18 protein-coding genes and 1 tRNA gene are annotated in these 22,523 nt (G+C 54.3%); 15 read left to right on the plus strand and 4 right to left on the minus strand.

All coding sequences use genetic code 11. The features are described from left to right. Positions 1 to 110: 110 nt before the first annotated feature. The 7 genes from tpiA (at position 111) to ABLQ08_RS14905 (ending at position 9,392) form a co-directional block, all read left to right on the plus strand. Complete coding sequence (gene tpiA / locus ABLQ08_RS14875) at positions 111 to 869, plus strand: triose-phosphate isomerase (RefSeq protein ID WP_352943639.1); 759 nt, start codon at positions 111 to 113, stop codon at positions 867 to 869. A 110-nt stretch (positions 870 to 979) separates the two neighbouring features. Beyond that, positions 980 to 1,360, plus strand: a complete 381-nt coding sequence (gene secG / locus ABLQ08_RS14880; RefSeq protein WP_352943641.1) for a preprotein translocase subunit SecG — start codon at positions 980 to 982, stop codon at positions 1,358 to 1,360. Positions 1,361 to 1,493: 133 nt separating this feature from the next. After that, on the plus strand, positions 1,494 to 3,122 hold the full coding sequence (locus ABLQ08_RS14885) for a CTP synthase (protein WP_352943643.1): 1,629 nt from the start codon (positions 1,494 to 1,496) through the stop codon (positions 3,120 to 3,122). A gap of 30 nt (positions 3,123 to 3,152) precedes the next feature. Further along, positions 3,153 to 3,977: a VOC family protein gene (locus ABLQ08_RS14890; RefSeq protein WP_352943645.1), complete on the plus strand. Its 825-nt coding sequence runs from the start codon at positions 3,153 to 3,155 to the stop codon at positions 3,975 to 3,977. A 191-nt stretch (positions 3,978 to 4,168) separates the two neighbouring features. Beyond that, complete coding sequence (locus ABLQ08_RS14895; protein WP_352943647.1) at positions 4,169 to 5,329, plus strand: efflux RND transporter periplasmic adaptor subunit; 1,161 nt, start codon at positions 4,169 to 4,171, stop codon at positions 5,327 to 5,329. After that, positions 5,330 to 8,479 (plus strand): efflux RND transporter permease subunit, encoded by a 3,150-nt coding sequence (locus ABLQ08_RS14900; protein WP_352943649.1) that lies wholly within the window; start codon positions 5,330 to 5,332, stop codon positions 8,477 to 8,479. It begins immediately after the preceding gene. Between the two features lie 616 nt (positions 8,480 to 9,095). Next, on the plus strand, positions 9,096 to 9,392 hold the full coding sequence (locus tag ABLQ08_RS14905; RefSeq protein WP_352943651.1) for a hypothetical protein: 297 nt from the start codon (positions 9,096 to 9,098) through the stop codon (positions 9,390 to 9,392). 369 nt (positions 9,393 to 9,761) lie between these two features. Here ABLQ08_RS14905 and ABLQ08_RS14910 read toward each other — a convergent pair. Continuing rightward, a tRNA-Lys gene (locus tag ABLQ08_RS14910) sits at positions 9,762 to 9,837 on the minus strand. 374 nt (positions 9,838 to 10,211) lie between these two features. On the opposite strand from ABLQ08_RS14910, the gene ABLQ08_RS14915 reads away from it, so the two are divergent. The 3 genes from ABLQ08_RS14915 (at position 10,212) to ABLQ08_RS14925 (ending at position 12,674) form a co-directional block, all read left to right on the plus strand. After that, complete coding sequence (locus ABLQ08_RS14915) at positions 10,212 to 10,505, plus strand: hypothetical protein (protein WP_352943652.1); 294 nt, start codon at positions 10,212 to 10,214, stop codon at positions 10,503 to 10,505. Positions 10,506 to 10,806: 301 nt separating this feature from the next. Then, a complete protein-coding gene (locus tag ABLQ08_RS14920) occupies positions 10,807 to 11,796 on the plus strand; it encodes a TAXI family TRAP transporter solute-binding subunit (protein WP_352943654.1) in 990 nt (329 codons plus the stop codon). Positions 11,797 to 11,930: 134 nt separating this feature from the next. Further along, entirely contained in the window at positions 11,931 to 12,674 is a 744-nt protein-coding gene (locus ABLQ08_RS14925; protein ID WP_352943656.1) for a cytochrome c biogenesis CcdA family protein, read from the plus strand. Positions 12,675 to 12,785: 111 nt separating this feature from the next. Here the strand turns inward: ABLQ08_RS14925 and ABLQ08_RS14930 are convergent, their stop codons facing one another. Further along, positions 12,786 to 13,982, minus strand: coding sequence for a hypothetical protein (locus ABLQ08_RS14930; protein WP_352943658.1), 1,197 nt, complete (start codon positions 13,980 to 13,982; stop codon positions 12,786 to 12,788). A gap of 175 nt (positions 13,983 to 14,157) precedes the next feature. On the opposite strand from ABLQ08_RS14930, the gene glmU reads away from it, so the two are divergent. The 3 genes from glmU (at position 14,158) to ABLQ08_RS14945 (ending at position 18,470) form a co-directional block, all read left to right on the plus strand. Continuing rightward, a complete protein-coding gene (gene glmU, locus ABLQ08_RS14935) occupies positions 14,158 to 15,513 on the plus strand; it encodes a bifunctional UDP-N-acetylglucosamine diphosphorylase/glucosamine-1-phosphate N-acetyltransferase GlmU (protein WP_352943660.1) in 1,356 nt (451 codons plus the stop codon). Between the two features lie 117 nt (positions 15,514 to 15,630). Continuing rightward, positions 15,631 to 17,457 (plus strand): glutamine--fructose-6-phosphate transaminase (isomerizing), encoded by a 1,827-nt coding sequence (glmS, locus tag ABLQ08_RS14940; protein ID WP_352943662.1) that lies wholly within the window; start codon positions 15,631 to 15,633, stop codon positions 17,455 to 17,457. 575 nt (positions 17,458 to 18,032) lie between these two features. Beyond that, entirely contained in the window at positions 18,033 to 18,470 is a 438-nt protein-coding gene (locus tag ABLQ08_RS14945) for a GNAT family acetyltransferase (RefSeq protein WP_352943664.1), read from the plus strand. Positions 18,471 to 18,579: 109 nt separating this feature from the next. Here ABLQ08_RS14945 and ABLQ08_RS14950 read toward each other — a convergent pair whose 3' ends face one another. After that, positions 18,580 to 18,960, minus strand: coding sequence for a YbaN family protein (locus ABLQ08_RS14950; RefSeq protein WP_352943666.1), 381 nt, complete (start codon positions 18,958 to 18,960; stop codon positions 18,580 to 18,582). Between the two features lie 143 nt (positions 18,961 to 19,103). Here ABLQ08_RS14950 and ABLQ08_RS14955 point away from each other — a divergent pair, with 143 nt between their 5' ends. Then, positions 19,104 to 19,841, plus strand: coding sequence for a DUF502 domain-containing protein (locus tag ABLQ08_RS14955; protein WP_352943668.1), 738 nt, complete (start codon positions 19,104 to 19,106; stop codon positions 19,839 to 19,841). On the opposite strand, the gene recG is transcribed toward ABLQ08_RS14955, so the two are convergent. Continuing rightward, on the minus strand, positions 19,842 to 21,944 hold the full coding sequence (recG, locus tag ABLQ08_RS14960; protein WP_352943670.1) for an ATP-dependent DNA helicase RecG: 2,103 nt from the start codon (positions 21,942 to 21,944) through the stop codon (positions 19,842 to 19,844). A 261-nt stretch (positions 21,945 to 22,205) separates the two neighbouring features. Between recG and ABLQ08_RS14965 the strand changes: the two genes are divergently transcribed. Beyond that, the gene (locus ABLQ08_RS14965) at positions 22,206 to 22,523 is read left to right on the plus strand and encodes a succinate dehydrogenase assembly factor 2 (protein ID WP_352943672.1); all 318 of its coding nucleotides are present in this window, start codon (positions 22,206 to 22,208) and stop codon (positions 22,521 to 22,523) included.

Genomic DNA, 22,523 nt, shown 5'->3' on the forward strand with positions numbered 1-22,523 from the left:
AAACTTCGGAAAGGAAAACAAATTACTGTCCCCAAGATCATTGCAACAGACCATCGCTTCTGCTCTATAGGCGGCAAAAGAACGCCCTCTCTGCGGGAGATGACACGATTATGAGCGCAAAAATCAAACCACTTGTGGCCGGAAACTGGAAAATGAATGGCCTGAAGTCCAGTCAGGCAGAATTCTACAAGATGATTGCCGGAATTTCCGATGATCTGGCTGAAACGGTTGATTCCATGATTTGCGCCCCGGCCACGTTGATTTCTTTGCTTGCGGTCAAAGCCGATGGCTCCGCCATCGCCGTTGGCGGTCAGGACTGTCATGCCGAGAAATCCGGTGCTCATACAGGTGATGTCTCCGCAGAAATGTTGCGGGACGCTGGAGCGACAGCCGTAATTGTCGGGCATTCCGAGCGCCGGACGGATCATGGCGAGAGCGATTCAGACGTCAATGCCAAGGCTGAGGCAGCCTGGCGCGCCGGTTTGGTCGCGATTGTTTGCGTTGGAGAAACCGAAACTGAACGGAAGGCCGGGCAGGCGGTTGAGGTTGTCGAACGTCAGCTGAACGGGTCCATTCCCGATGGCGCTACTGCCGAAAACACTGTTGTTGCCTATGAGCCCGTTTGGGCAATCGGCACCGGATTGACCCCGACAGCCACAGATGTTGAAGAAATTCACAAGGCTGTTCGCAACAACCTGAAAGACCGGCTTGGCGAAGAAGGTGCTGCAATGCGCTTGCTTTACGGCGGCTCGGTGAAGCCGGGAAATGCAGGAGAACTGATGGCTGTTGCCAACGTGAACGGCGCACTTGTCGGAGGGGCGAGCCTCAAAGCTGACGACTTTTTAGGTATCCTTTCTGCGTATTCGTGATCCGCAAGCTCTTGAAGCTTCTGTGATCAAGGCGCAATTGAAGGGTGGAAAGCTGGCGGCGTCTGGTGTAGAAGGCCGCCAATCTTGAATTCAATACAGAATGGCATTCGATGGAAACCGTAGTCATCGTAATCCACTTGATGGTCGTCTTGGCCCTGGTGCTTGTTGTCCTCCTGCAGCGTTCCGAAGGCGGTGCGCTCGGCATTGGAGGCGGCGGCGGTGGCGGACTGATGTCCAGCCGAGGCACGGCAAACATCCTGACCCGGGCAACCGCGATCCTGGCAGTGGCCTTTTTTGCCACTTCGCTGACGCTTAGCTTGATTGCTCAGAATCAGGAAAGACCGGCTTCCATTCTCGATGCAACTCCTGCTGCGACCGATGGTGCACCCGCAACGACGGACGGCGGAGCAGAAGGTGGTTCCGGCGGCATCCTTGATTCGCTCAAGCAGCAAAGCGAACCTTCCGGACCGCAGGTCCCGGCCGCGCAGTAACGCGGCCGCGGCGGCCGTCCGGCCTTTTCGCCTGGCATATGCCCTGCGGCTGAATTCGCGGGGCATTTTTATGTGTTAAGAACGCAACTCCCGAGTGGCCAAACGGCCCTCGGCAAGGATATGGTATTGGTCCATGGCGCGATACATTTTCATCACTGGCGGCGTGGTCTCCTCGCTTGGAAAAGGTCTTGCTTCCGCAGCACTGGGCGCGTTGCTTCAGGCGCGCGGCTACAAGGTGCGTTTGCGCAAGCTTGATCCCTACCTGAACGTGGACCCGGGCACCATGAGCCCTTATCAGCACGGCGAATGTTTCGTGACTGATGACGGGGCAGAGACCGATCTCGATCTTGGTCACTACGAACGATTTACGGGTCGTCCAGCCAACCAACAGGACAACATCACGACGGGCCGCATTTACCAGGATATCATCGCAAAGGAACGGCGTGGCGATTATCTGGGCGGTACAGTCCAGGTCATTCCCCACGTCACGGATGCGATCAAAAACTTCGTCGTAACCGGCAACGAAGACTATGACTTTGTTCTGGTCGAAATCGGCGGAACGGTCGGTGACATAGAGGGGTTGCCTTTCTTCGAGGCAATCCGCCAGCTTGGCAACGACCTGCCACGCGGCGACGCCGTTTATGTTCACCTGACGCTCATGCCCTATATTCCGAGCGCCGGTGAGATGAAGACGAAACCGACACAGCACTCGGTCAAAGAACTGCGCTCCATCGGTATTCAGCCGGATATTCTGATGATCCGCTGCGATCGCCTCATCCCCGAGAACGAAAAGCGCAAACTCTCGTTGTTCTGTAACGTTCGCGAAAGCGCGGTCATTCCGGCATACGATGTCAAATCGATCTATGACGTGCCGATCGCTTACCATGCAGAAGGGCTGGATGACGAAGTTCTTGCTGCCTTTGGCATCAAAGGGGCTCCGGCTCCCGTGCTTGATCGCTGGGAAGGAATTTCAAACGCGGTTGCGAACCCCGAAGGCGAGGTGAAAATCGCGATCGTCGGGAAGTACACGGTCCTGAAGGACGCGTATAAGTCCCTGATCGAAGCACTCGTTCACGGGGGCATCGCCAACAGGGTCAAGGTCAATCTGGAATGGATCGAATCGGAAACGTTCGAAAAGGAAGATCCGAGCCCCTATCTAGAGGGTGTCCATGGCATTCTCGTTCCTGGCGGCTTCGGAGAGCGCGGCGCTGAAGGAAAGATTGCCGCGGCTCATTTCGCCCGCACACGAAAAATTCCGTATTTCGGCATCTGCTTCGGTATGCAGATGGCAGTTCTGGAAGCCGCGCGAAACCTCGCCGGAATCAGCAATGCCAATTCCACCGAATTCGGTCCGTGCAAGGAACCCGTAGTTGGCCTGATGACCGAATGGACCAAGGGTAATGAGAAAGAACTGCGCAATGTCGATGGCGACCTTGGAGGCACCATGCGTCTCGGAGCCTATCCGGCAGCGCTGAAACCCGGGTCCAAGATCGCCGATATTTACGGGTCCACAAGTGTTTCGGAGCGTCACCGGCATCGCTATGAGGTGAATATCGGATACCGGGATCAACTGGAAAAGTGTGGGCTGAATTTTGCCGGCACCTCTCCGGATGGCGTTCTTCCCGAGACTGTCGAAATCGATGACCACCCCTGGTTCATCGGCGTGCAATACCATCCGGAACTGAAGTCACGTCCGTTCGAACCGCATCCGTTGTTTGCCTCCTTTATCGGAGCTGCGATTCAGCAAAGCCGTCTGGTCTGATCGTTCAAAGTTACGTTTGAGGAAGAAGTCATGGTGCGTGGTCTAGATCATCTCGTTGTTGCGGTGAAGGATCTCGAGGCTGTGGGCCAAGCCTACGAGAAACTCGGGTTTACCGTGACGCCGGAAAACCGGCACCCATGGGGGACGGCAAATCGACTGGTGCAACTGGATGGCTTCTTCATCGAACTTCTGACAATCGCGGAACCAGATCTTATTCCGGAGTCGGAAGGAAGCGCGTTTTCCTTCGGTGCCTTCAATCGCGACTTTCTCAAGTGCCGGGAAGGCGCCAGCATGCTGGTGCTTGAAAGCAAGGACCCGGATAAAGATCGAAGTGACTTCGAGAGGGTCGGACTTGACGTTTTCGATCCTTTCTCATTTGAACGGATTGCTCACCTGGCGGATGGGACGACGGCAAAGGTCGCGTTCGACCTTACTTTCCTGCGCGATCCGCTAAGTCCCGAAATCGGCTATTTCACCTGTCACAACAGGTATCCCGAAAATTTCTGGAAACCTGCGTTTCAGAGCCACGCAAACGGTGCGCAGAGAGTCAAGGCCGCTTACCTCGTTGCCGGCGACCCGTCGGATCATCACGAGTTTCTTGGCGGATTTACAGGTCAGCGGGAGATGCGTGCGACCAGCCTCGGACTGGAACTGGAAACGCCACGCGGACGCATTTCGGTCCTGAACCCGGCAGCCTATCGCTTCCTTGTCGGAGAAACGGCTGCAAGCCATGTTCCTGGCAATACTCCGTCGATCGCTGCACTCGAAATTTCATGCTCTTCTGTCACCGAACCCAAAACGGTTCCTGCAAACGAGCTGTCTGGTTTGACGTTGATCCTGTCACCCGCAAGCTGACAACCACAGGCATCTTACGGTTGCGACCAAATTCTATTCCAGCAGTGCTATAGGAATTGAAAACGCGGCGTAACTTTTGCAGTTGAGGGGTAATCCTTCCGACAAAATTCGCTTGTTGAATCAACCAGTCCTTTTATAGTGAACTTCGATTATGCGCTTGGCCAGACCGGCCAGACAGCGGAGCTTCACGAATGACCTTTCTGCGTTTTACCACTTTTTCCCGCCCTCTCGTACTTGCTGCAACGGCTTCGGCGCTGCTTGTGGCCTGTACCGACAATTCCCAGCAGGCGGCTCCTGCAGCGCCACCTCCCTCGGTGACGGTGGCTAAGGTCACCACACAGGATGTCCGGGAAAGCCAGAAATTCGTCGGCCAGATTGCGGCCGTTGACCAGGTCGACCTGGTTGCGCGTGTAAGCGGGTTTCTTGAAAAGAAATCGGTCCCGGATGGGGCTTTCGTCAAGGAAAACGAGCACCTCTTCACCATTGAGAAGGCGGAGTACGAAGCAGCCCTGACCAAGGCCAAGGCGGATTTGGCCAGTGCGAAGGCGGATGCCGCGCTGAAGTCCGCCGATGAAAAGCGAGACAAGGACCTGTTTCAGAAGGGACATGTTTCCGAAGCTGCGTATGATGCGACGCTGGCGCAATTGCAACAGGCGGATGCTTCCGTTGAAGCAGCCCAATCTGCCTTGGAACAGGCTGAACTCAATTTGAGCTACACCGATATTTCCGCACCGTTCCCGGGGCAGATCGGCAAAACCACCTACAGCGTCGGAGAAGTGGTCGGACCGAATACGGAATCGCTTGCCAGGTTGATCCGGCTTGCGCCTGTTTACGTGAACTTTTCGGTCAGTGAAGCGGAATACATGAATGCCGTTCACACCCACAACATCAATCCGTCGGATCTTTCTCCGGACGTTGCGCCGACGATCAGCCTGGTTTTGCCAAATGGCGAATCCTACGACGAAACAGGAAAAATTGTTTATATCGACAATCAGGTCGACCCCACCACCGGCACGATTTCCCTACGCGGGCAGTTCAAGAACAAGGATATCCGTCTTCTGGCCGGGACCTACGTAACAGTTGTTCTGGAAGCCCCGAAAGCAGAGACCGAACTGGTCGTGCCCCAGGCCGCCATCCAGCGGGACCAGCAAGGACCTTTTGCTCTTGTGATTACACCGGACAAAAAGGTTGAGCAGCGATACGTGGAACTCGGTCAGCAGGTGGAAACCAACTTTGTCGTCACCAAAGGGCTGAAGGACGGCGACGAAGTCATCACCGAAGGCTTGCAGAAAGTGCGCCCCGGTGTCGAGGTCGACCCTGTTCTTGAAGCCAAGCCGGTGGAGCAAAGCTAAATGTTTTCACGCTTTTTTATCTACCGGCCGAAATTCGCGCTGGTCATTTCAATTGTTATTACGATTGCCGGTATCCTGGGATATCTGGCACTGCCGGTTGAGCAATTTCCCGATATCACACCACCGGTCGTAAACGTCTCGGCGACCTACACAGGTGCCAACGCCGAGGTGCTTGAAGAAACGGTTGCCGCGCCCATCGAGGCGCAAGTGAACGGTGTCGACGACATGATTTACATGCAGTCGACGAGCAACGACAGTGGCAACTATTCGCTTAATGTGACGTTCGCGGTTGGAACGGACCCTGATATTGCGACAGTCAATACGCAAAACAGGGTCAGCCAGGCAACGAGCCAGTTGCCCAGTGAAGTGACTGCAAACGGCGTGACGGTGCAAAAGTCCAGCACCAACATGCTGCTGGTTGTCACGCTGTATTCGCCGAATGGCACCTATGACGAGGTGTTTCTTTCCAACTACGCCTCGATCAACCTGAAAGATGCATTGGCCCGCGTACAGGGCGTCGGCCGCGCCGACGTCATGACCGATTTTGCATACGGCATGCGCATCTGGCTCGACCCGGACAAACTGACCAGTCTCGGCATGACGCCGAGCGATTTCATTTCGGCGGTCCAGGACCAGAATATTCAGGTTGCCGCCGGCCAGATCGGTGCGCCGCCGGTCCCCGATGGCCAGCAATTCCAGTACACGATCAAGGCAAAGGGCCGGCTGTCGACGGCGGAAGAGTTCGAGCAAATCGTTCTGAGAACCGGGGAGGACGGTGCGATCGTTACGATTGGCGACGTTGCCCGTGTTGAGCTTGGGGCCCAGTTCTACAACGCGTCGGGGGAATTCAACGGTCAACCTTCCACCGTTCTTGCAATTTACCAGGCGCCCGGAGCGAACGCCTTGCAGGTGGCGGAATCGGTTCTTGCGCGATTGGAAACTCTGTCGCGCGCATTCCCGGATGATATGGAATATGCCGTTCCGTTCAACACCACCGACTTTGTGGAGGCCTCGCTGAATGACGTGATTGCCACGTTGTTCCTGACCTTCCTGCTTGTGGTCTCGGTCGTGTTCATCTTCCTTGGCAACTGGCGCGCAACCATCATTCCGACCGTCGCGATCCCGGTCTCGCTGATCGGTACTTTTGCGGCGCTGCTTGTTCTTGGCATGTCGCTCAATACGGTTTCCCTGTTCGCACTTGTTCTGGCGATCGGAATTGTTGTCGATGACGCCATCGTGGTTGTCGAAAACGTGGAGCGCATCATTGCCGAAGAGGGGCTGGCGCCTCAGGAGGCAACCGCCAAGGCGATGGAGCAGATCACAAGCCCGGTTATTGCGACTACGCTTGTGCTGCTCGCGGTGTTCGTGCCGACAATCTTCATGCCGGGGATCACCGGGCGGCTGTATTCGCAGTTTGCGGTGACGATTTCCGTTTCGGTGGTCATCTCGTCCATCAACGCCTTGACGTTGTCGCCTGCACTGTGCGGATTGATCCTGAAAGCCCGTTCGGGACCGCCGCGCGGTATCATGGGTTTGTTTGACCGAGGCATCACGAATGTCCGCAACGGATATACGGCAATCGTACGCCGGCTCGTTCGCGTGGCATTCATCGGTGTCGTTATCGTCGTCGGGGTCGTGGCGCTGATCGTCACGCTCGGGGGCACCTTGCCTCAGGGCTTCCTGCCTTCGGAAGATCAGGGTTATCTGATGGTCGACGTGCAACTTCCGGACGGGGCGGCGCTCGGGCGTACGGAAGTTGTAACCGAACGGGTTGTCGAACTCGCCAGAAACACGGCTGGTGTCGAAAATGTGGTGATCGTGAACGGGTTCTCAATCCTGAACGGCGCGACGTCCTCGAATGCTGCGCTCGTGATTGCCACCATGAGTAATTGGGAAGACCGTCAGGAACCTGATCTGCGGATCAACGCGATTCTCGGAAAGTTCTGGGCGGAGTTCTCGACCATACCCGGCGCGAATATCATTGCTTTCAACCCGCCGCCGATTCCAGGGCTCGGGACGACCGGTGGTGTTCAGATGATGCTTCAGCAAACCGCCGGCGGGACACCTCAGGATCTCGCCTCCGCGGTCGGTTCGATGGTTTATTCCGCAAATCAGAGCCCTGACATTGCCCGCGCTTATTCAACGTTCAGGTCGAACGTTCCTCAGGTTTTTGTCGATCTGGACCGGCAGAAGGCCAAAACGCTCGGCATCGACGTGTCAAATGTGTTCACGACGTTGCAGGCCTATCTCGGGTCGTATTATATCAACGACTTCAACATCTTCGGCAGGGTCTACAAAGTCATGATCCAGGCGGAAGGACAGTATCGCGACAAGATTGAAGACATTGGCCGGCTCTATGTCCGTTCCAATGACGGCACCATGGTGCCCTTGCGCACGCTGCTGACGACCGAGAATGTGCTCGGGCCGCAAATTTTGACACGGTACAATCTCTTCCGTGCCGCTGCCGTCATGGCCGACCCGGCGCCGGGAGCATCCACAGGCGTTGTGATCAACGAGGTCGAAAAGGCTGCGCAAGAGGCCCTGCCGCCAGGTTATACCTATGAGTGGACAGGCACAGCGCAACAGCAGCTCGAATCCGGCAATATCGTGATCTTCATCCTGCTTCTCTCCATTCTGTTCACCTATCTGTTCCTGGTGGCACAGTATGAGAGCTGGACGATGCCGGTGGCGATCCTGATGTCGGTCTCCTTTGCAATTTTCGGTGCCCTGACCGCTGTGTTCGTGACAGGCGGGGACGTCAATCTCTATACGCAGATTGGCATGATCATGCTTGTGGGCATGGGGGCGAAGAACGCGATTCTGATTGTCGAATTTGCAATGGAACAGCGTGACAGCGGCAAATCGATCCGTGATGCGGCAGTCGAGGCGGCACATCTGCGCTTCAGGGCGGTGATGATGACCGCATTGTCGTTCTTGCTGGGTGTCGTACCCCTGATGACGGCTTCAAGTGCTGGTGCCGCCAGTCAGAAGGCCATCGGGTTTGCCGTCTTTGGCGGAATGCTCTTCGCAACGTCGATTGGGGTTCTGTTGATCCCGATCCTCTATGTCAGCCTTCAGGGCATGCGCGAACGGGTCAAGAAGATGTTTGGCGGGGAGGGACATACAAGCCGCAGCGCGCCAGCTTCCTGAGGCAGGTAGCGATAAGTCCCATTCCGCAGATGTGGATGGGGCACGATCAATTGCAAAATGTGTACAGCGGGCGCGGAGCAGACCTCCTCGTCCGCTTTCTTTTTGGCGGCTGGACTGAGTTCAGACGAAGCTGCAACGTTAAAGACAATGATTGTCGGAGAGCACGGTTTGGTCGTTCTGGATTGACTGGTTGGCTTTCGGGAATGAATTGAACGTTTTTTCGAGTTCAGCACGGTTCCATTGCGCAAATTCCATCGCTTGCTTGGCGTAGTTGTTGTCTGTTTCGAACGAAAGAAAAGGATTTCCAGAAGAGACAGTTGATGAGAGCTCGATGAATGTGAAACAGCTTCCAATCCACCGGCAGATCCATGTGGTTCGTCTCTTAAGTTTCGCGCATCAGCAACAGGCAAAAGATGCGACCTTGCTGTTTGGATGCTTCAGATCATGTACGTGTCTCTCGACAGTGTATCTGGGGAAAGGTCGGCAACTCGCATTGCACTTTGTCGGCATCTGGAGATGGTGAGTCTTTCGCAGGTTTTGACGCGGAACGTGTGGATACGCCTTCGAAGCGGTCGATTGCCCGTCAAACCCATAACTGCATTTAGGAGATTGAAAAATGGCTGGAATGAGTGAACTTGAACGGCAACAGGTGAGCAACTCCATCGGTGCGCTCAGCAATGGGCTTGCCGATGCACTGGTGAGGCAGCATGTGACCATGTCGCTGTTGAAGTATCTCGCCAAGGAGCATCTGGAGAAACAGGATGACCCGGATGCAGCCAAGAAACTTCTTCGTGAGATGACTGCCAAAGACGCTGAAGGATTGAGCAAGAAAGAATTGCAGCCGAACGATCTTCAGGAAAAGTCGATCAGAGATCTCATCAACAAGATGCTGACCGAAATTCTGGACGATTGATCTGTAAGCCGGTTCACCTTCATCAATCGGAACTACCTGGGGTGAGCAACGAGTTATTCCCGATCAATGTCAGCGCGTTCTCGTGCGCCCTTGAAAGTGATCGCCGAACATTGCCAATTGGTATTCGTTTGCGATTAGCCGGAGAGCGCACCAGAACCGGTCACGCTTTTGATATTGCGTCGATGCGCGAACGAAGAGCGAGGGGATGCTGCTTGCATACTCATGCCGGAAAAGGGCAGGCCTAAGGGGGCAGTCTACGGACATTTGATTTCGGGGGTACAGGTGAAAATCATGTGGAACATGACCTGACCGTTTCGCCAGCGCTTCGGTAAAATCTGCAACTTAGGGGATTGATTTCGTTGGGAAATTTGGTGAGCCGACAGGGGTTCGAACCCTGGACCTACTGATTAAAAGTCAGTTGCTCTACCAGCTGAGCTATCGGCTCTCACCAATTTCCGGGGCGGTTGGTGCGTCGTTGGTTCGTTGCTCCACCGCGTTGGTGGCGTGTGTTTATGCCGACATAGAGGACATTGCAAGAGGCAATTTTGATTTTTTCAACAGGCATGCGGAAAACTCTGTGATTTAAAATTTTGGATCGCAAAAAATGACAAGATTTGTATGCACAATGTGTCGTTTGGAGTAAAACTTTAATTTATTCAAACTGATCGGTAGAAAAATGAAAATTAAGTCTGCTGGCGGAAATTGTTAATAGTTAACTATATTCGGAATTAGTTTAATAATGACCGTTCTCTTGCGAAAACTGTCAGGTGGCGCAATATAGTTTTGTACGGTAACGTCATCGGGCACATGAGAGGTTACATGCAAACAACACCCTTAGACAATCACACGAGCTCCGTGGAGTTCGATTTTGTGAAAGGTCACATTGCGGCGACGATGACCCTGATTCACGGTCTTATTGATCAGGGCCTGATCGACCGTCATCATCTGGATTCGTTTTTCGCTTCTTTCCTTGGTGATCTTCCACACAGCCGTGAGACATTCGGGCTAAGGCTCATTCTTGATCAATGGCGTCAGGGCCTGCAGGAAGGGGAGACGGAAGAGGCGTTAAAAGGAAAACTCTTCGAAGTCATCCATGGTGGTCGGACAAAATAGCGTTGCAAAGAAATGACCGGCCAAGGGGTGGGGCCGGAGCATTTTCGAAATCCGATTATTTGTGAGGCGCGTTGGCGCCTTTTTTGTTGCCGGTACGCAAAATGACACGGGGTCCCGTCACGAGGAATGTGGTTCGCTCAACCTGAACTGGCCAGACAAAGGCTGGTTTGCTATTGCTGCGCCACGGTGGAGTGCTGGTTGTCGGCACGAATACGGGCTGTGAGAACTTATGCGAATTTCGATGGTTTCCAACATATTCAGTGCATGCAAACTCCAGCATTTGAGATCCTGGATCTTGCGAATGTCTGGTGTGGTGGTGAGCGGTTTGGCCTTTTCTCTGGCGTCGGCTTTCATGCACGCCCACGCCTCTGACCAACATTTCGTTACAATCGGGACCGGTGGCGTGACCGGTGTCTACTATCCGGCCGGTGGAGCCACCTGCAAGCTCCTTAACCTGAGCCGGCAAGAGCACGGTGCGCGTTGCTCCGCAGAATCAACCCTGGGCTCGATCTCCAATATCAGGAAACTTCGATCGGCCGATATTGATTTCGGATATGTCCAGTCCGATTGGCTGCATCATGCATTTTACGGGACCGCAAGATTTGAAGAGGATGGGCCGTTTGAGGAACTGCGTTCGGTTTTCTATCTGCATCCCGAAGTTGCCACGCTTGTAGTTAGAGCTGATGAAGAGTTTCAGACGCTCGATGACCTGAAATCTGCCAAGGTAAACATTGGCGGCAAGGGTTCAGGGTCCGAGGCGTCCTGGAACGTACTGGTCGATACGATCGGTTGGACGGAAGCTGACAAGGAAAATCTGACTCATCTGGGGTCCTCCGAACTGGCCGACGCTTTGTGCGCAGGGGAGATTGACGCTTATTTCGCGCTCATCGGTCATCCGGCTGCATTGATTGAAGAGACGAATTTTCAATGCGACATCCGGCTAATCGGATTTGATCACGAGACAGTGCAGCTTCTCACCAAGGATGTCCCATATTACCTGGAGGCGAAAATTCCGGCCGGCCTCTACGGCCAAAGAGAGGCCGTTTCCTCATTCGGAGGTGCCGCTTCGCTTGTGACGTCTGCAATGATGCCGGATGAGATCGTCCGCACAGTGGTCGAAACGATCTACAACAATTTTGACGACCTAAAGAAGCTGCACCCGGCACTTTCGCAGTTGGAACCGGGTGATTTGGTTGCGAATGGAAATTCGGTGCCGCTACATCGTGGCGCATTGAAGTTTTACCAGGAACAGGGCCTATTGCCGGAAAGTGGCTCCGAGAAGACGGACTAGACCCAAAATACGCATTGCTCTCCAAAAGGTGAGTGGCTTTTGTATTTGTGTCAAAGCTTCACGGGACTAAATCAGTGTACCTCTAATCGGACCGGCTTCGACCGGAGGTACCTTTTAATAGACCGGAAATTCAGATGATTCAGGATGTGACGATTATTGGCGCCGTTTTGGCCGGGGTCTTGTCCTTCGTATCCCCTTGTGTCCTTCCACTCGTTCCGCCGTATCTTGGCTTTCTCGCCGGGGTGTCGCTTGAACAGCTCACCGGAGAACGAGACGATGACAAGCAATCGGCTACCAGAAGCGTCTTTTTCAGCGCTTTGGTATTTGTGCTGGGGTTCTCGACCGTTTTCGTACTCCTTGGGGCAACGGCAAGTTTTCTAGGGCAGTTCATCAGGTCATATCTTGACTATCTTGGCTATATCGCCGGTGCGGTCGTCATCGTCATGGGGCTTCATTTCCTGGGCGTGTTCAGAATTGGTTTGCTGTACAGAGAAGCCAGAGTGCATGTCGACAAGAAGCCTGCGGGGCCGCTTGGCGCCTACCTGATCGGTCTGGCGTTCGGCTTTGGCTGGACACCCTGCGTCGGCCCGATCCTTGCAGCCATTCTCTTTGTTGCCGGGACGGAAGATACCGTGGGGCAGGGGGCGTTGCTTCTGAGTGCTTACGCCATCGGCTTGGGGATACCGTTCCTGTTGGCCGCGCTGTTTGCGGGACCATTCCTGAATTTCATGAAACGGTTTCGTAAACATATGGGCGCTGTCGAAAAGACCATGGGCGGCGTTCTCGTCTTGACCGGAGTGATGTTTCTAACCGGCCAGATGGCGGTATTCTCATATTGGCTTCTGGAAACATTCCCGGCGCTTCAGGTGATCGGCTGAGGCAATTAGAAGCCTAAGAAACTGAAAACAAAACAGCCCCGGTGCGTCGTTGCATCGGGGCTTTCATTTATCGGTGCGGAGCAATTTTTTCTGTGCTCTCAAACAATTCGCTTACAATGCGGTGTCCCTGAATTCGGCTGCTGTTACCAGCGAATCCCCTGCATAGACGGCCGGGTGGCAAAGCTCTGTTGTCTCCAACAGTTGAAAACAGGCAATCGCGGCATCTGCCGCATTGCCGAACGGTCCAATCAGGAGCGAAACCCCGCCCTCGGCGACCTGTCTTTCAAGCAACAGCGGACGAAGGTCACGCATGCGCTCCTCGTTTTGGCTTTTGAAATCCGCCCATGCTTTTGCAGCTCCCGCGGTCGTGCTGAAGTGACCTATGACCGCACCGAAATCGCTTCGCTTGATTTGACCGTTTACCCGGCCGGATGGTTCGGAAGGCGTTACAACCGTTGGAGCTAGAACGGTTTGGGTCGGAGCCTGGTCAAAGCCTTCCAAAGTGGGGGCTTGAGTTGGAGCTGGAATAGACCCTGTCGTTACCGGCTCATCCGTCCCTTGCGGCAGTGTCACGATACGAACCGGTTCGCGCGACGCCTGGAAAGGTGGTTCGGTTGGCGTGGAAACTTCAGCTTTCTGATCCAGCGCGACCACACGAGGAGGGTGTGACCTGGTTTGCAAGTCCGGTTCCGACATTTCGGCGATCGTGTCTGAAACCTTTTTCGCGTTCTCTGCGGTAGGTGAACCGCTCGGGGCGGGGTCAATCACCAATTCGCTTTGTGGCCGGGACGGTGGTTGAATTTCGGTTTTGATCACTCCGGGAACCGGCTCAATCGTCGGATCGACACTTTCGGTGAGGCTCTCAGTTTGAGCTGGCCCAGTGATGGAAACCTGCTTCTCGAGTTCCGAAATCCGGCGGGAGTAACTGATGTTCTGCTCGGAAAGAGCGATCAAGCGACGGCGAAGTCCAGCTATCTCCCGCTGCAACACTTCAATCTGGCTCTGCTCAAGATCCTTAGACGGGTATCGGATTTCGTTGTCCTGAATCTGATAGATCTCCACAGGCGTTTCCCGACCTATGGAAGCCGTCGTTTCGATGTCGCCGGCAGGCGGCAGCGGAAGGCCGGAAGGAATCAATCTTGCCGAATTCTGAGTGAGAGGCTGCGTTCCGAACTGGTAGGATGCCAATCCGACTGTGCCCATGATGACAGCCGCAAAAGCCCAGGACAACAGGCCGACGCGCGACGGTGTAAACGTGTCGCGGACGGTTTCCCGAAGGTCTTTCTTTGGGGCCTGTGGCTCAAACAAGAGTTCAGTTTCCGGATCCAGTGGGCGAATCTTCAAAACGATAGCCTATGAATTGCCAATTATGGTTAACGAAACAGAAACTTGAGGGCTCCAGCAGTCAGATCTTTCAATGTTCTGTGGATCGGGGCATATAGAGGGCGTTCACGCACGCTTTCCCGGACTAAACGGACACTTCATGACATCGCGTTCTTGCCTATCCATCATACTCGCCGCAGGTCTTGGTACCCGAATGAAATCGGACTTGCCGAAGGTTATGCATGAAGTCGGAGGACTTCCTTTGGTAGGGCACGTGTTGAAGGCACTGCGGGAGGCCGGCTCCGAGCGGGTTTCTGTCGTGACAGGTCCCGAAATGCCGGAGCTTGAAGCTTTGGTCTACAAACTTGCTTCGCATGCTCGCTGTTATGTTCAACATGATCGATTGGGCACCGCGCATGCAGCCTTGGCTGCCAAACCAGCGCTTGAGTTCGAAGCTGACGATGTTCTCGTGCTGTTTGGCGATACTCCGTTGGTGACACCTCAGACCATCAGCAAGGTGCGACAAGGCCTGCAAAACGGTGCAGATCTGGTCGTGCTCGGGTTCGAAACCGAGAAGCCGTTCGGTTATGGCCGATTGCTCATTGAAAATGGGCGTCTCGTCGCGATCCGCGAAGAGCGGGATGCTTCCGATGAAGAACGGAAGATAAGACTTTGCAACTCAGGCATCATGGGATTTTCCGGCAAGCACGCTCTTTCGCTGTTCGAGGCAATTGGGAACGACAATGCCAAGGGAGAATACTACCTCACAGATGCCGTGGAAATCGCGAATGAACGCGGTCTGAAAGTTATTGCGGTGGCGGGTAGCGAGGTTGAGACACAAGGCGTCAACACGCGGGCTCAACTCGCATCCTGTGAAGCCGATTTTCAAAATCGTATGCGGATTACAGCCCTGGAAAAAGGTTGTTCTCTGTTGGCTCCCCAAACGGTTTTCTTCTCCCATGACACTGAGCTCGAGTCAGATGTCGTTGTTGAGCAGAATGTCGTGTTCGGGCTTGGAGTGAAGGTTTCTCAACGGGCAAAAATTCGAGCGTTCAGCCATCTCGAAGGTGCGACTGTCGGCGTTGGAAGCGTCGTAGGACCTTATGCCAGACTTCGCCCCGGAGCTGTTCTAGGCGCGGACACGCGTGTCGGCAATTTTGTCGAAGTGAAAAATGCGACATTCGGGGCAGGAGCCAAGGCCAATCACCTGAGTTACATCGGTGATGCCAGCGTCGGGTCAAAGTCCAACATCGGTGCCGGGACCATTACCTGCAACTATGATGGTTATCTGAAACATCGCACGGAAATCGGTGCGGGCAGTTTCGTCGGGTCGAACTCTACGCTCGTTGCACCGGTCAAGCTCGGTAATGGTGCTTTTGTGGCTGCGGGCAGCACAATCACCGACGATGTGCAACGAGATTCGATGGCGTTCGGGCGAAGCAGGCAGGTTGTGAAAAATGGCAAAGCCAAGCAGTTGCGAGAAAAACTGCAGGCGGCCAAGGATGCCAAATCCTGAGACCAGCTAGGTCTTCTGTCCCTTGTTATTTTCTGAAACAGGGATTGATTTCAGTTGATAGGCCACTGTCGTCTAAAGCAGGGCGTCTAATGGGTTATTCTCTAAAGGGCATTTTCTATGTGCGGAATTGTTGGGGTCTTGGGGCGAGTACAGGCTGCACCACGTATCGTGGATTCTCTCAAGCGGCTTGAATATCGCGGCTACGATTCCGCTGGCGTAGCGACGCTTTCCAACGGTTCGCTCCTCAGGCGTAGAGCCGAGGGTAAACTTCGAAATCTTGAAGCTGCGCTGGAGAAGTCTCCACTGGCTGGCACGAGCGGTATCGGACATACGAGATGGGCGACCCATGGAGCTCCAACGGTTGCCAATGCTCATCCCCATGTTGCCGGTTCCGTAGCTGTTGTTCACAACGGCATCATTGAAAATTACCTCGAGCTGCGAGACGAGATTGTTTCAACGGGCGCGGTTCTGGATACGGAAACCGATACCGAGGTGGTTGCTCATCTGGTGAACCTGGCGCTGTCCAATGGCCGCTCACCTCGAGATGCTGTTTCTGAAGTGCTTCCGCGACTGAAGGGGGCTTTTGCCCTGGCGCTTCTTTTTGAAGGGGAAGAGGACCTCCTTATAGGTGCCAGAAAAGGGTCGCCCCTGGCGATCGGTCATGGTGAAGGGGAGATGTTCTTTGGCTCGGACGCCATTGCACTGTCACCGTTTACCGACCGGATCACCTACCTGGAAGAGGGGGACTGGGCCGTTCTGACCCGTTCGAGCGTCCAGGTCTATGATCTCGACAATGAACCGGTGACCCGTCCGGAGGCCAAGTCTTCGGTGACCTCAAGTCTGATGGACAAGGGCAATTACAAGCACTTCATGGCAAAGGAAATTCACGAACAGCCAGAAGTCCTTGGCCATACACTTTCAAGATATTTCGATTACGGCAGCAACCAGGCCAAAGTGGCTGGTTCCGAGCAGCTGAAATTCAAGGACTTGTCGAGGCTGATCATCACGGCATGTGGAACTGCCTATCTAGCCGGTCTGGTGTCCAAGTACTGGTTCGAAAAATATGCGCGGTTGCCGGTTGAAATCGATATTGCAAGCGAATTTCGCTATCGGGAAACACCGGTCAGCGACCGCGATGCAGCGCTCTTCATTTCCCAGTCCGGAGAAACGGCGGATACGCTCGCTTCCTTGCGCTACTGCAAGGAACACGGCGCCGCTATCGGAGCAATAGTCAACGTGCCGGAAAGCACGATTGCGCGTGAAGCCGACATAATCTTTCCGACGATTGCCGGTCCGGAAATCGGCGTGGCGTCCACGAAGGCCTTTACGTGCCAATTGGCGGTACTGGCAGCGCTTGCTCTTCAGGCCGGCCGTGAAAGAGGTGTGTTGAGCGCCGAACGCGAACAGCAGCTGGTTTCCGAGTTGACTGAGGTGCCCAGTCTTGCTCTCAAAGCGCTTGCCGCTGAAAGCGAAATCGAAAAGCTTTCCCAGCCTCTTTCAAAGGCAAACAACGCGCTTTATCTCGGGCGGTCGACAAGTTTTCCGCTCGCTTTGGAAGGAGCCTTGAAACTCAAGGAACTCTCATACATCCACGCCGAAGGCTATGCGGCTGGTGAACTGAAGCACGGCCCGATTGCTCTTGTGGATGAAAACATGCCGGTGTTCGTGATTGCACCTTTCGATGCAATCTACGAAAAAACCGTCTCGAACATGCAGGAAGTTGCGGCACGCGGCGGAAGAATTGTTCTCATCACCGATGAACGAGGCGCTGCTGAAAGCGGTGGTGCTGCGCAGAACACGGTTATTCTGCCGGAAATGTCCGACATGGTTGCCCCGATCATCTATGCACTTCCGGTGCAGATGATTGCGTATCACACGGCAGTGTTCATGGGGACGGATGTTGATCAGCCGCGCAATCTGGCGAAGTCCGTAACGGTGGAATAAGGTCTTTCTTCTCGCAACATGGTCTGTTCTTTCACCGCTGGTGGAAGGATTGACTGCAGAGGAGGCCGCTTTGAGAATCTCATTGAGCGCGTGTGTGCTGGCTTTGCTGGTGATGGTCTCTGCTGTGCCCGCAATTGCCGAATGTAAGATTCCGGACTTCAAGTCCTTTGAACCTTCGCGATGAAAGGCCGGCGATCCGCTTCATTTCGATGACGCCAATCTGGTTCCTCGCGCGTATTACGACAGTTCCGGTTTCGCCGACAGCGCAGTGTATTTCGTAACTTCAAAAGAAACCGCACATACGGTCACGACTGCCAGTATAGGTGTGTTGCATGGTTGTTTTCGCAAGATCAGGTACACCCAACCCGTAGCTTCGTTTGATCCCGCAGATGTGGTGGATGGGTTGACTGGGTTTTCGGTTCTGATCCAATCCATGCAAGAAGCATTGTTGAAAACGGACTATCTGCGGTAAACCAGCGAAACGAAGAAGCCATATTCTCAGTGAAATGTAGTGGAAGGTATCGGTTCACCGCAGCTTGAGAGCGAGGCGGAATTTGGAAACAGGTAGAGCAAGTTTGACCGGCATAGAAAACCCAACGATCAGTGAGTTCGAAGAAACCCACCGGAACGGTGTCATTTCGCTCTGGGAAAGGTGCGGTATGACGAGACCCTGGAACGATCCTGACAAGGATATCGATCGAAAACTGACCGACAGGAATGGTGGGTTTTTCGTTTTGCTGGAAAACGAAACCGTCATTGGTTCGGTCATGGTGAGCTATGATGGGCATCGCGGCTCGATTTATTACCTGAGTATCGATCCGAATTGCCAAGGCAAGGGTCTGGGCAAGTTCCTGATGAAACATTGTGAAGAGTTTCTTCTTGAACTAGGCTGCCCCAAGATCAACCTGTTCGTCCGGCAGGGTAATGAAGCCGTGATGGAGTTTTACCAGCAGCTCGGATTTTCTCCCGAAGCGGCAGTGCCACTGGGCAAGAGACTGATCCCTGATACTTGAAGAGAACTCCGAGACTCCCAGGAACAGCTTCGCCTTCCGGTCCCCAAAAAAGTCGTTCGAGAACCCGTTGCTGCGTTCGATGCACGTTGGTCATCGAGACTAATTGCTATCATTCAGCCAGATTTTTGGCAGCTCCTGATGGTCGGGTCACAACGTAGGTTGCGCATCCCATCATGACGGCGGCAACGACAATCGCCAGCCATAAGTCCGGATCAGCGGAATAGAGGAACAGGCCGTAGCCAAGTGCCATGCCCGCAAGTGCGATCATCTTGGACCTAGGCGAGATGGCGCCGTGTTCACGCCAGGCAATCACCGGCGGTCCGAAAACAGGGTGGCTCAGAATTCTGGCTTCGAGAGCCGGTGACGACCTGGCAAAGCAAGCTGCTGCCATAATGAAGAAAATAGTACTGGGGAGAAGCGGCAGGAAAGCGCCGACTATTCCAACTCCAACACAGCCGGTTCCCAGAATTTTGAATGTGGTCCGCCGCAAAACTGCCTCCGAATCCGGCATTTTTCGGGTATACCGCTGAAAATAGTTCACACGAAGGATACCGTGCTGCGATAAAGATGACTATCTAAGTACGGGTTACGTGAAAGACAAGCACACATAGGGACTTCGAGCAGATTTCGCCCATGAGCCGGCATAAACATAAATCAGAAGACACGCACATCATAGGCCATAGGCCTGGTGCGGCAACGCGTTTGCGAAACTACTTTTTGACCGGCCTGGTGATTACCGGGCCGATCGGTATCACTCTTTGGCTGACCTGGACTTTTATCAAGTGGGTCGATGGGTGGGTGAAGCCGTTTGTTCCCAAAGTGTACAACCCGGACACGTATCTGCCGTTTCCGATTCCTGGTTTCGGGTTGATTGTCGCTATCTTCGTTTTGACGATCGTCGGTTTTCTGGCTGCGAACTTTCTTGGCCGCAGTCTGATTTCGGTGGGAGAAAATATTGTTGGTCGAATGCCGCTTGTTCGTAATATTTACAGTGGCTTGAAGCAAATATTTGAGACAGTGCTTGATGAACGAGGAAACAGTTTCACCAAAGCTGCCCTTGTTGAATACCCGCGCCGCGGTCTTTGGGCGATCGTTTTTATTTCGACGGAAACCAAAGGCGAGGTTGCAAAGCGTTTGAAAGATACGGCTCAGACGGTCTCCGTCTTTCTGCCCACGACTCCTAATCCGACCTCGGGATTCCTGCTTTTCGTGCCGAAAGAAGATATTGTCGAACTCTCAATGACCGTTGAAGAGGCAGCGAAGCTTGTCATTTCGGCCGGACTCGTCAGTCCGGATCTTCCGGACATTCTGGAAGACGTGATTGCCGAACCGGAGAAGCTGGAGCGTATCCGGAAGCGGGAACAGGCCTGATCAACCGGCACGCAGCAACCGGATCGCGGCGTCTCTGCCGAACAGATACAGCAGACAGCGCAGGGCTTCGCCGCGTTTGGATTTGAGTTCGGGGTCCGTTTCCAGAATCAAGCGGGCGTCATCTCGGGCCACTTCCATCAGATCGGCGTGTTCATCTGCGCGAGCGATCCGGAAACCGGGTGTACCGGACTGACGGGTTCCGAGAATTTCGCCGCCACCGCGCAGTTTCAGGTCTTCTTCGGCGATCAGGAAGCCGTCATTGGTTTCACGCATGATGTTGAGCCGCGCACCTGCGGTCTCTCCCAAAGGTCCCTTGTAGAGCAGAACGCAAGAAGAGGGTTTGTCGCCACGCCCGACACGGCCTCTGAGCTGATGGAGTTGCGCCAGTCCGAAACGCTCGGCATGCTCGATCACGATGATCGTTGCGTCGGGCACGTCGACACCAACTTCGATGACCGTGGTGGCGACAAGCACTTTCGTCAGTCCCGACTTGAAATCCGACATGGCCGCGTCTTTTTCCTCTGCGCTCATGCGTCCGTGAACGAGGGAAACACGTTGACGAAGCGCGTGTTCGAGAACCCGATGCCGGTCCTCGACCGCAGCCAGATCTATTTTTTCAGATTCTTCCACCAGCGGACAAACCCAATAGACCTTCTGCCCATTAGCAATTGCAGAGCCGACCCGGCCAATGATTTCGTCCAGTCGGTCGAGTGAAACAGAAACGGTCTTGATCGGTTTCCTGCCAGCGGGCTTATCTGTCAGGCGTGACACGTCCATGTCTCCAAAGCAGGTCAGCACCAGTGTTCGTGGAATGGGGGTTGCCGTCATGACAAGTACGTCGACGCCCTGTCCCTTGCCCGACAAAGCCAGACGCTGGTGAACCCCGAACCTGTGTTGTTCATCGACCACGACCATGCCGAGGTTCTTGAACGTCACGGATCCTTGAAAGAGGGCGTGTGTACCGACCACAAGATCGATCTCTCCGGCATCCAGTTGTTCCTGGCGAGCACGCCTTTCCTTTTGGGTATCTTTGCCTGTCATAAGCGCGAGGCGAATGCCGGCCTTTTCGCAAAGCGGAAGTATGGAAGCATAGTGCTGGCGAGCAAGAATTTCAGTCGGTGCCATCAGAGCTCCCTGAGCACCCGTTTCAATGACCTGTGCGAGTGTCGCGAGGGCGACAACAGTTTTGCCCGCGCCAACATCGCCCTGCAAAAGACGTAGCATGCGAGTGGGTTCCGCGAGATCCTCGTTGATTTCCTTGATCGCAGTTGCCTGACTGGCGGTCAATTCAAAGGGGAGGGCGTTGATCACAGCCTTCTGCAAGGTGCCGCTTGGGGTTCGGGAGATACCGCCCAGAGTGCGCATGTTTGCACGTACCATGGCAAGGGCTAGCTGGCTGGCAAGCAGTTCGTCATAGGCGAGGCGTTGCATGTAGGGCGATTGAGGCTCGAGGTCCTCTCTTTCCCTGGGTGCGTGCAGAGTTCGTAGCGCTTCGGAAAAGTCCGGCCATCCGGTTTTCTGTAAGTACGCTTCATTCAGCCATTCGGGAAACACCGGCAGTTTTTCCAGCGCTGCCTTCATCGCCTTTTGCAAGGTTTTGGAGGCGAGCCCGGCGGTCAACGGGTATACAGGCTCGATGGCCGGCATCTGAGCTGCTTCTTCCGGCTTCAGGGAATAGTCCGGATGGACCATCTGCGGGCGGTCGTTGAACCACTCCACCTTGCCTGAGACGATGCGCCGTTCGCCTTCCGGAAACGTTTTTTCAAGCCAGTCGCGGCGGGCGTGGAAAAACACGAATGTGATCTGACCGGTATCGTCGTGCGCCATAATTTTATAGGGCGCCTTTGAGTGCCGGGGAGGCGCCATATGCCGTCCAATGATGACATCCAGTGTAACGATGTCGCCATTTTCCGAATAGGCGATGCCGGGCTTGTGCCGACGGTCTATGAGGCTATGTGGAATATGAAACAACAGATCGGCAACGGTTGCCTCCCTGTTGGGCTGGCCACCGACCAATCCTGCGACCAGTTTAGCTATTTTCGGTCCAATCCCGGGCAGAGTGGAAACGGGAGCAAACAGGGGATCAAGGACCGGGGGGCGCATATCTGCTTTATGAAACCTATTTTTGCCGGATAGAGAACGAAGAACAAAACAGTTTTGCCATGAATTTCAGCGTATACGCAACATGGGGAACAATTAGTGAACAAATTTCTGTTTGAATTGACATGAATGTGCCGAGAGGCGCTGACAAGAAAGCAACGGGGCGTTATATAGATTTCCGAAATCATCAAGAGCCGACTTGCCTGTCGAGATAAAAACGTCTCCCGTGCACAGTCGGCTAAAACGCATGCGTATAGGCCTTCCATGTCAGAAAGTTCCGAGACCAATCCCGACTTGTCAGAAGACCACAGAGATCCCCGGTTGAAGAAGATCCTGTTCCGGTGCTGGCACCGTGGCATGAAGGAGATGGATCTTCTTTTAGGCGGCTTTGCGAATGCGCAAATCGACCGCCTTTCGGAAGAAGAGCTTTTGGAACTTGAGCATCTTCTGACTGCCCATGATCAGGACTTGTATGCCTGGATGACCGGTCGGAAGCCGTTGCCTGAAGAGTGGGACGGACCGCTTTACCGAAAGATTATCGCCTATCACGAAGCGTCCGGCCCGGCCGGATTTGCCAAATAA

Source organism: Roseibium sp. SCP14, from assembly GCF_040329475.1.
Lineage (GTDB): Bacteria > Pseudomonadota > Alphaproteobacteria > Rhizobiales > Stappiaceae > Roseibium.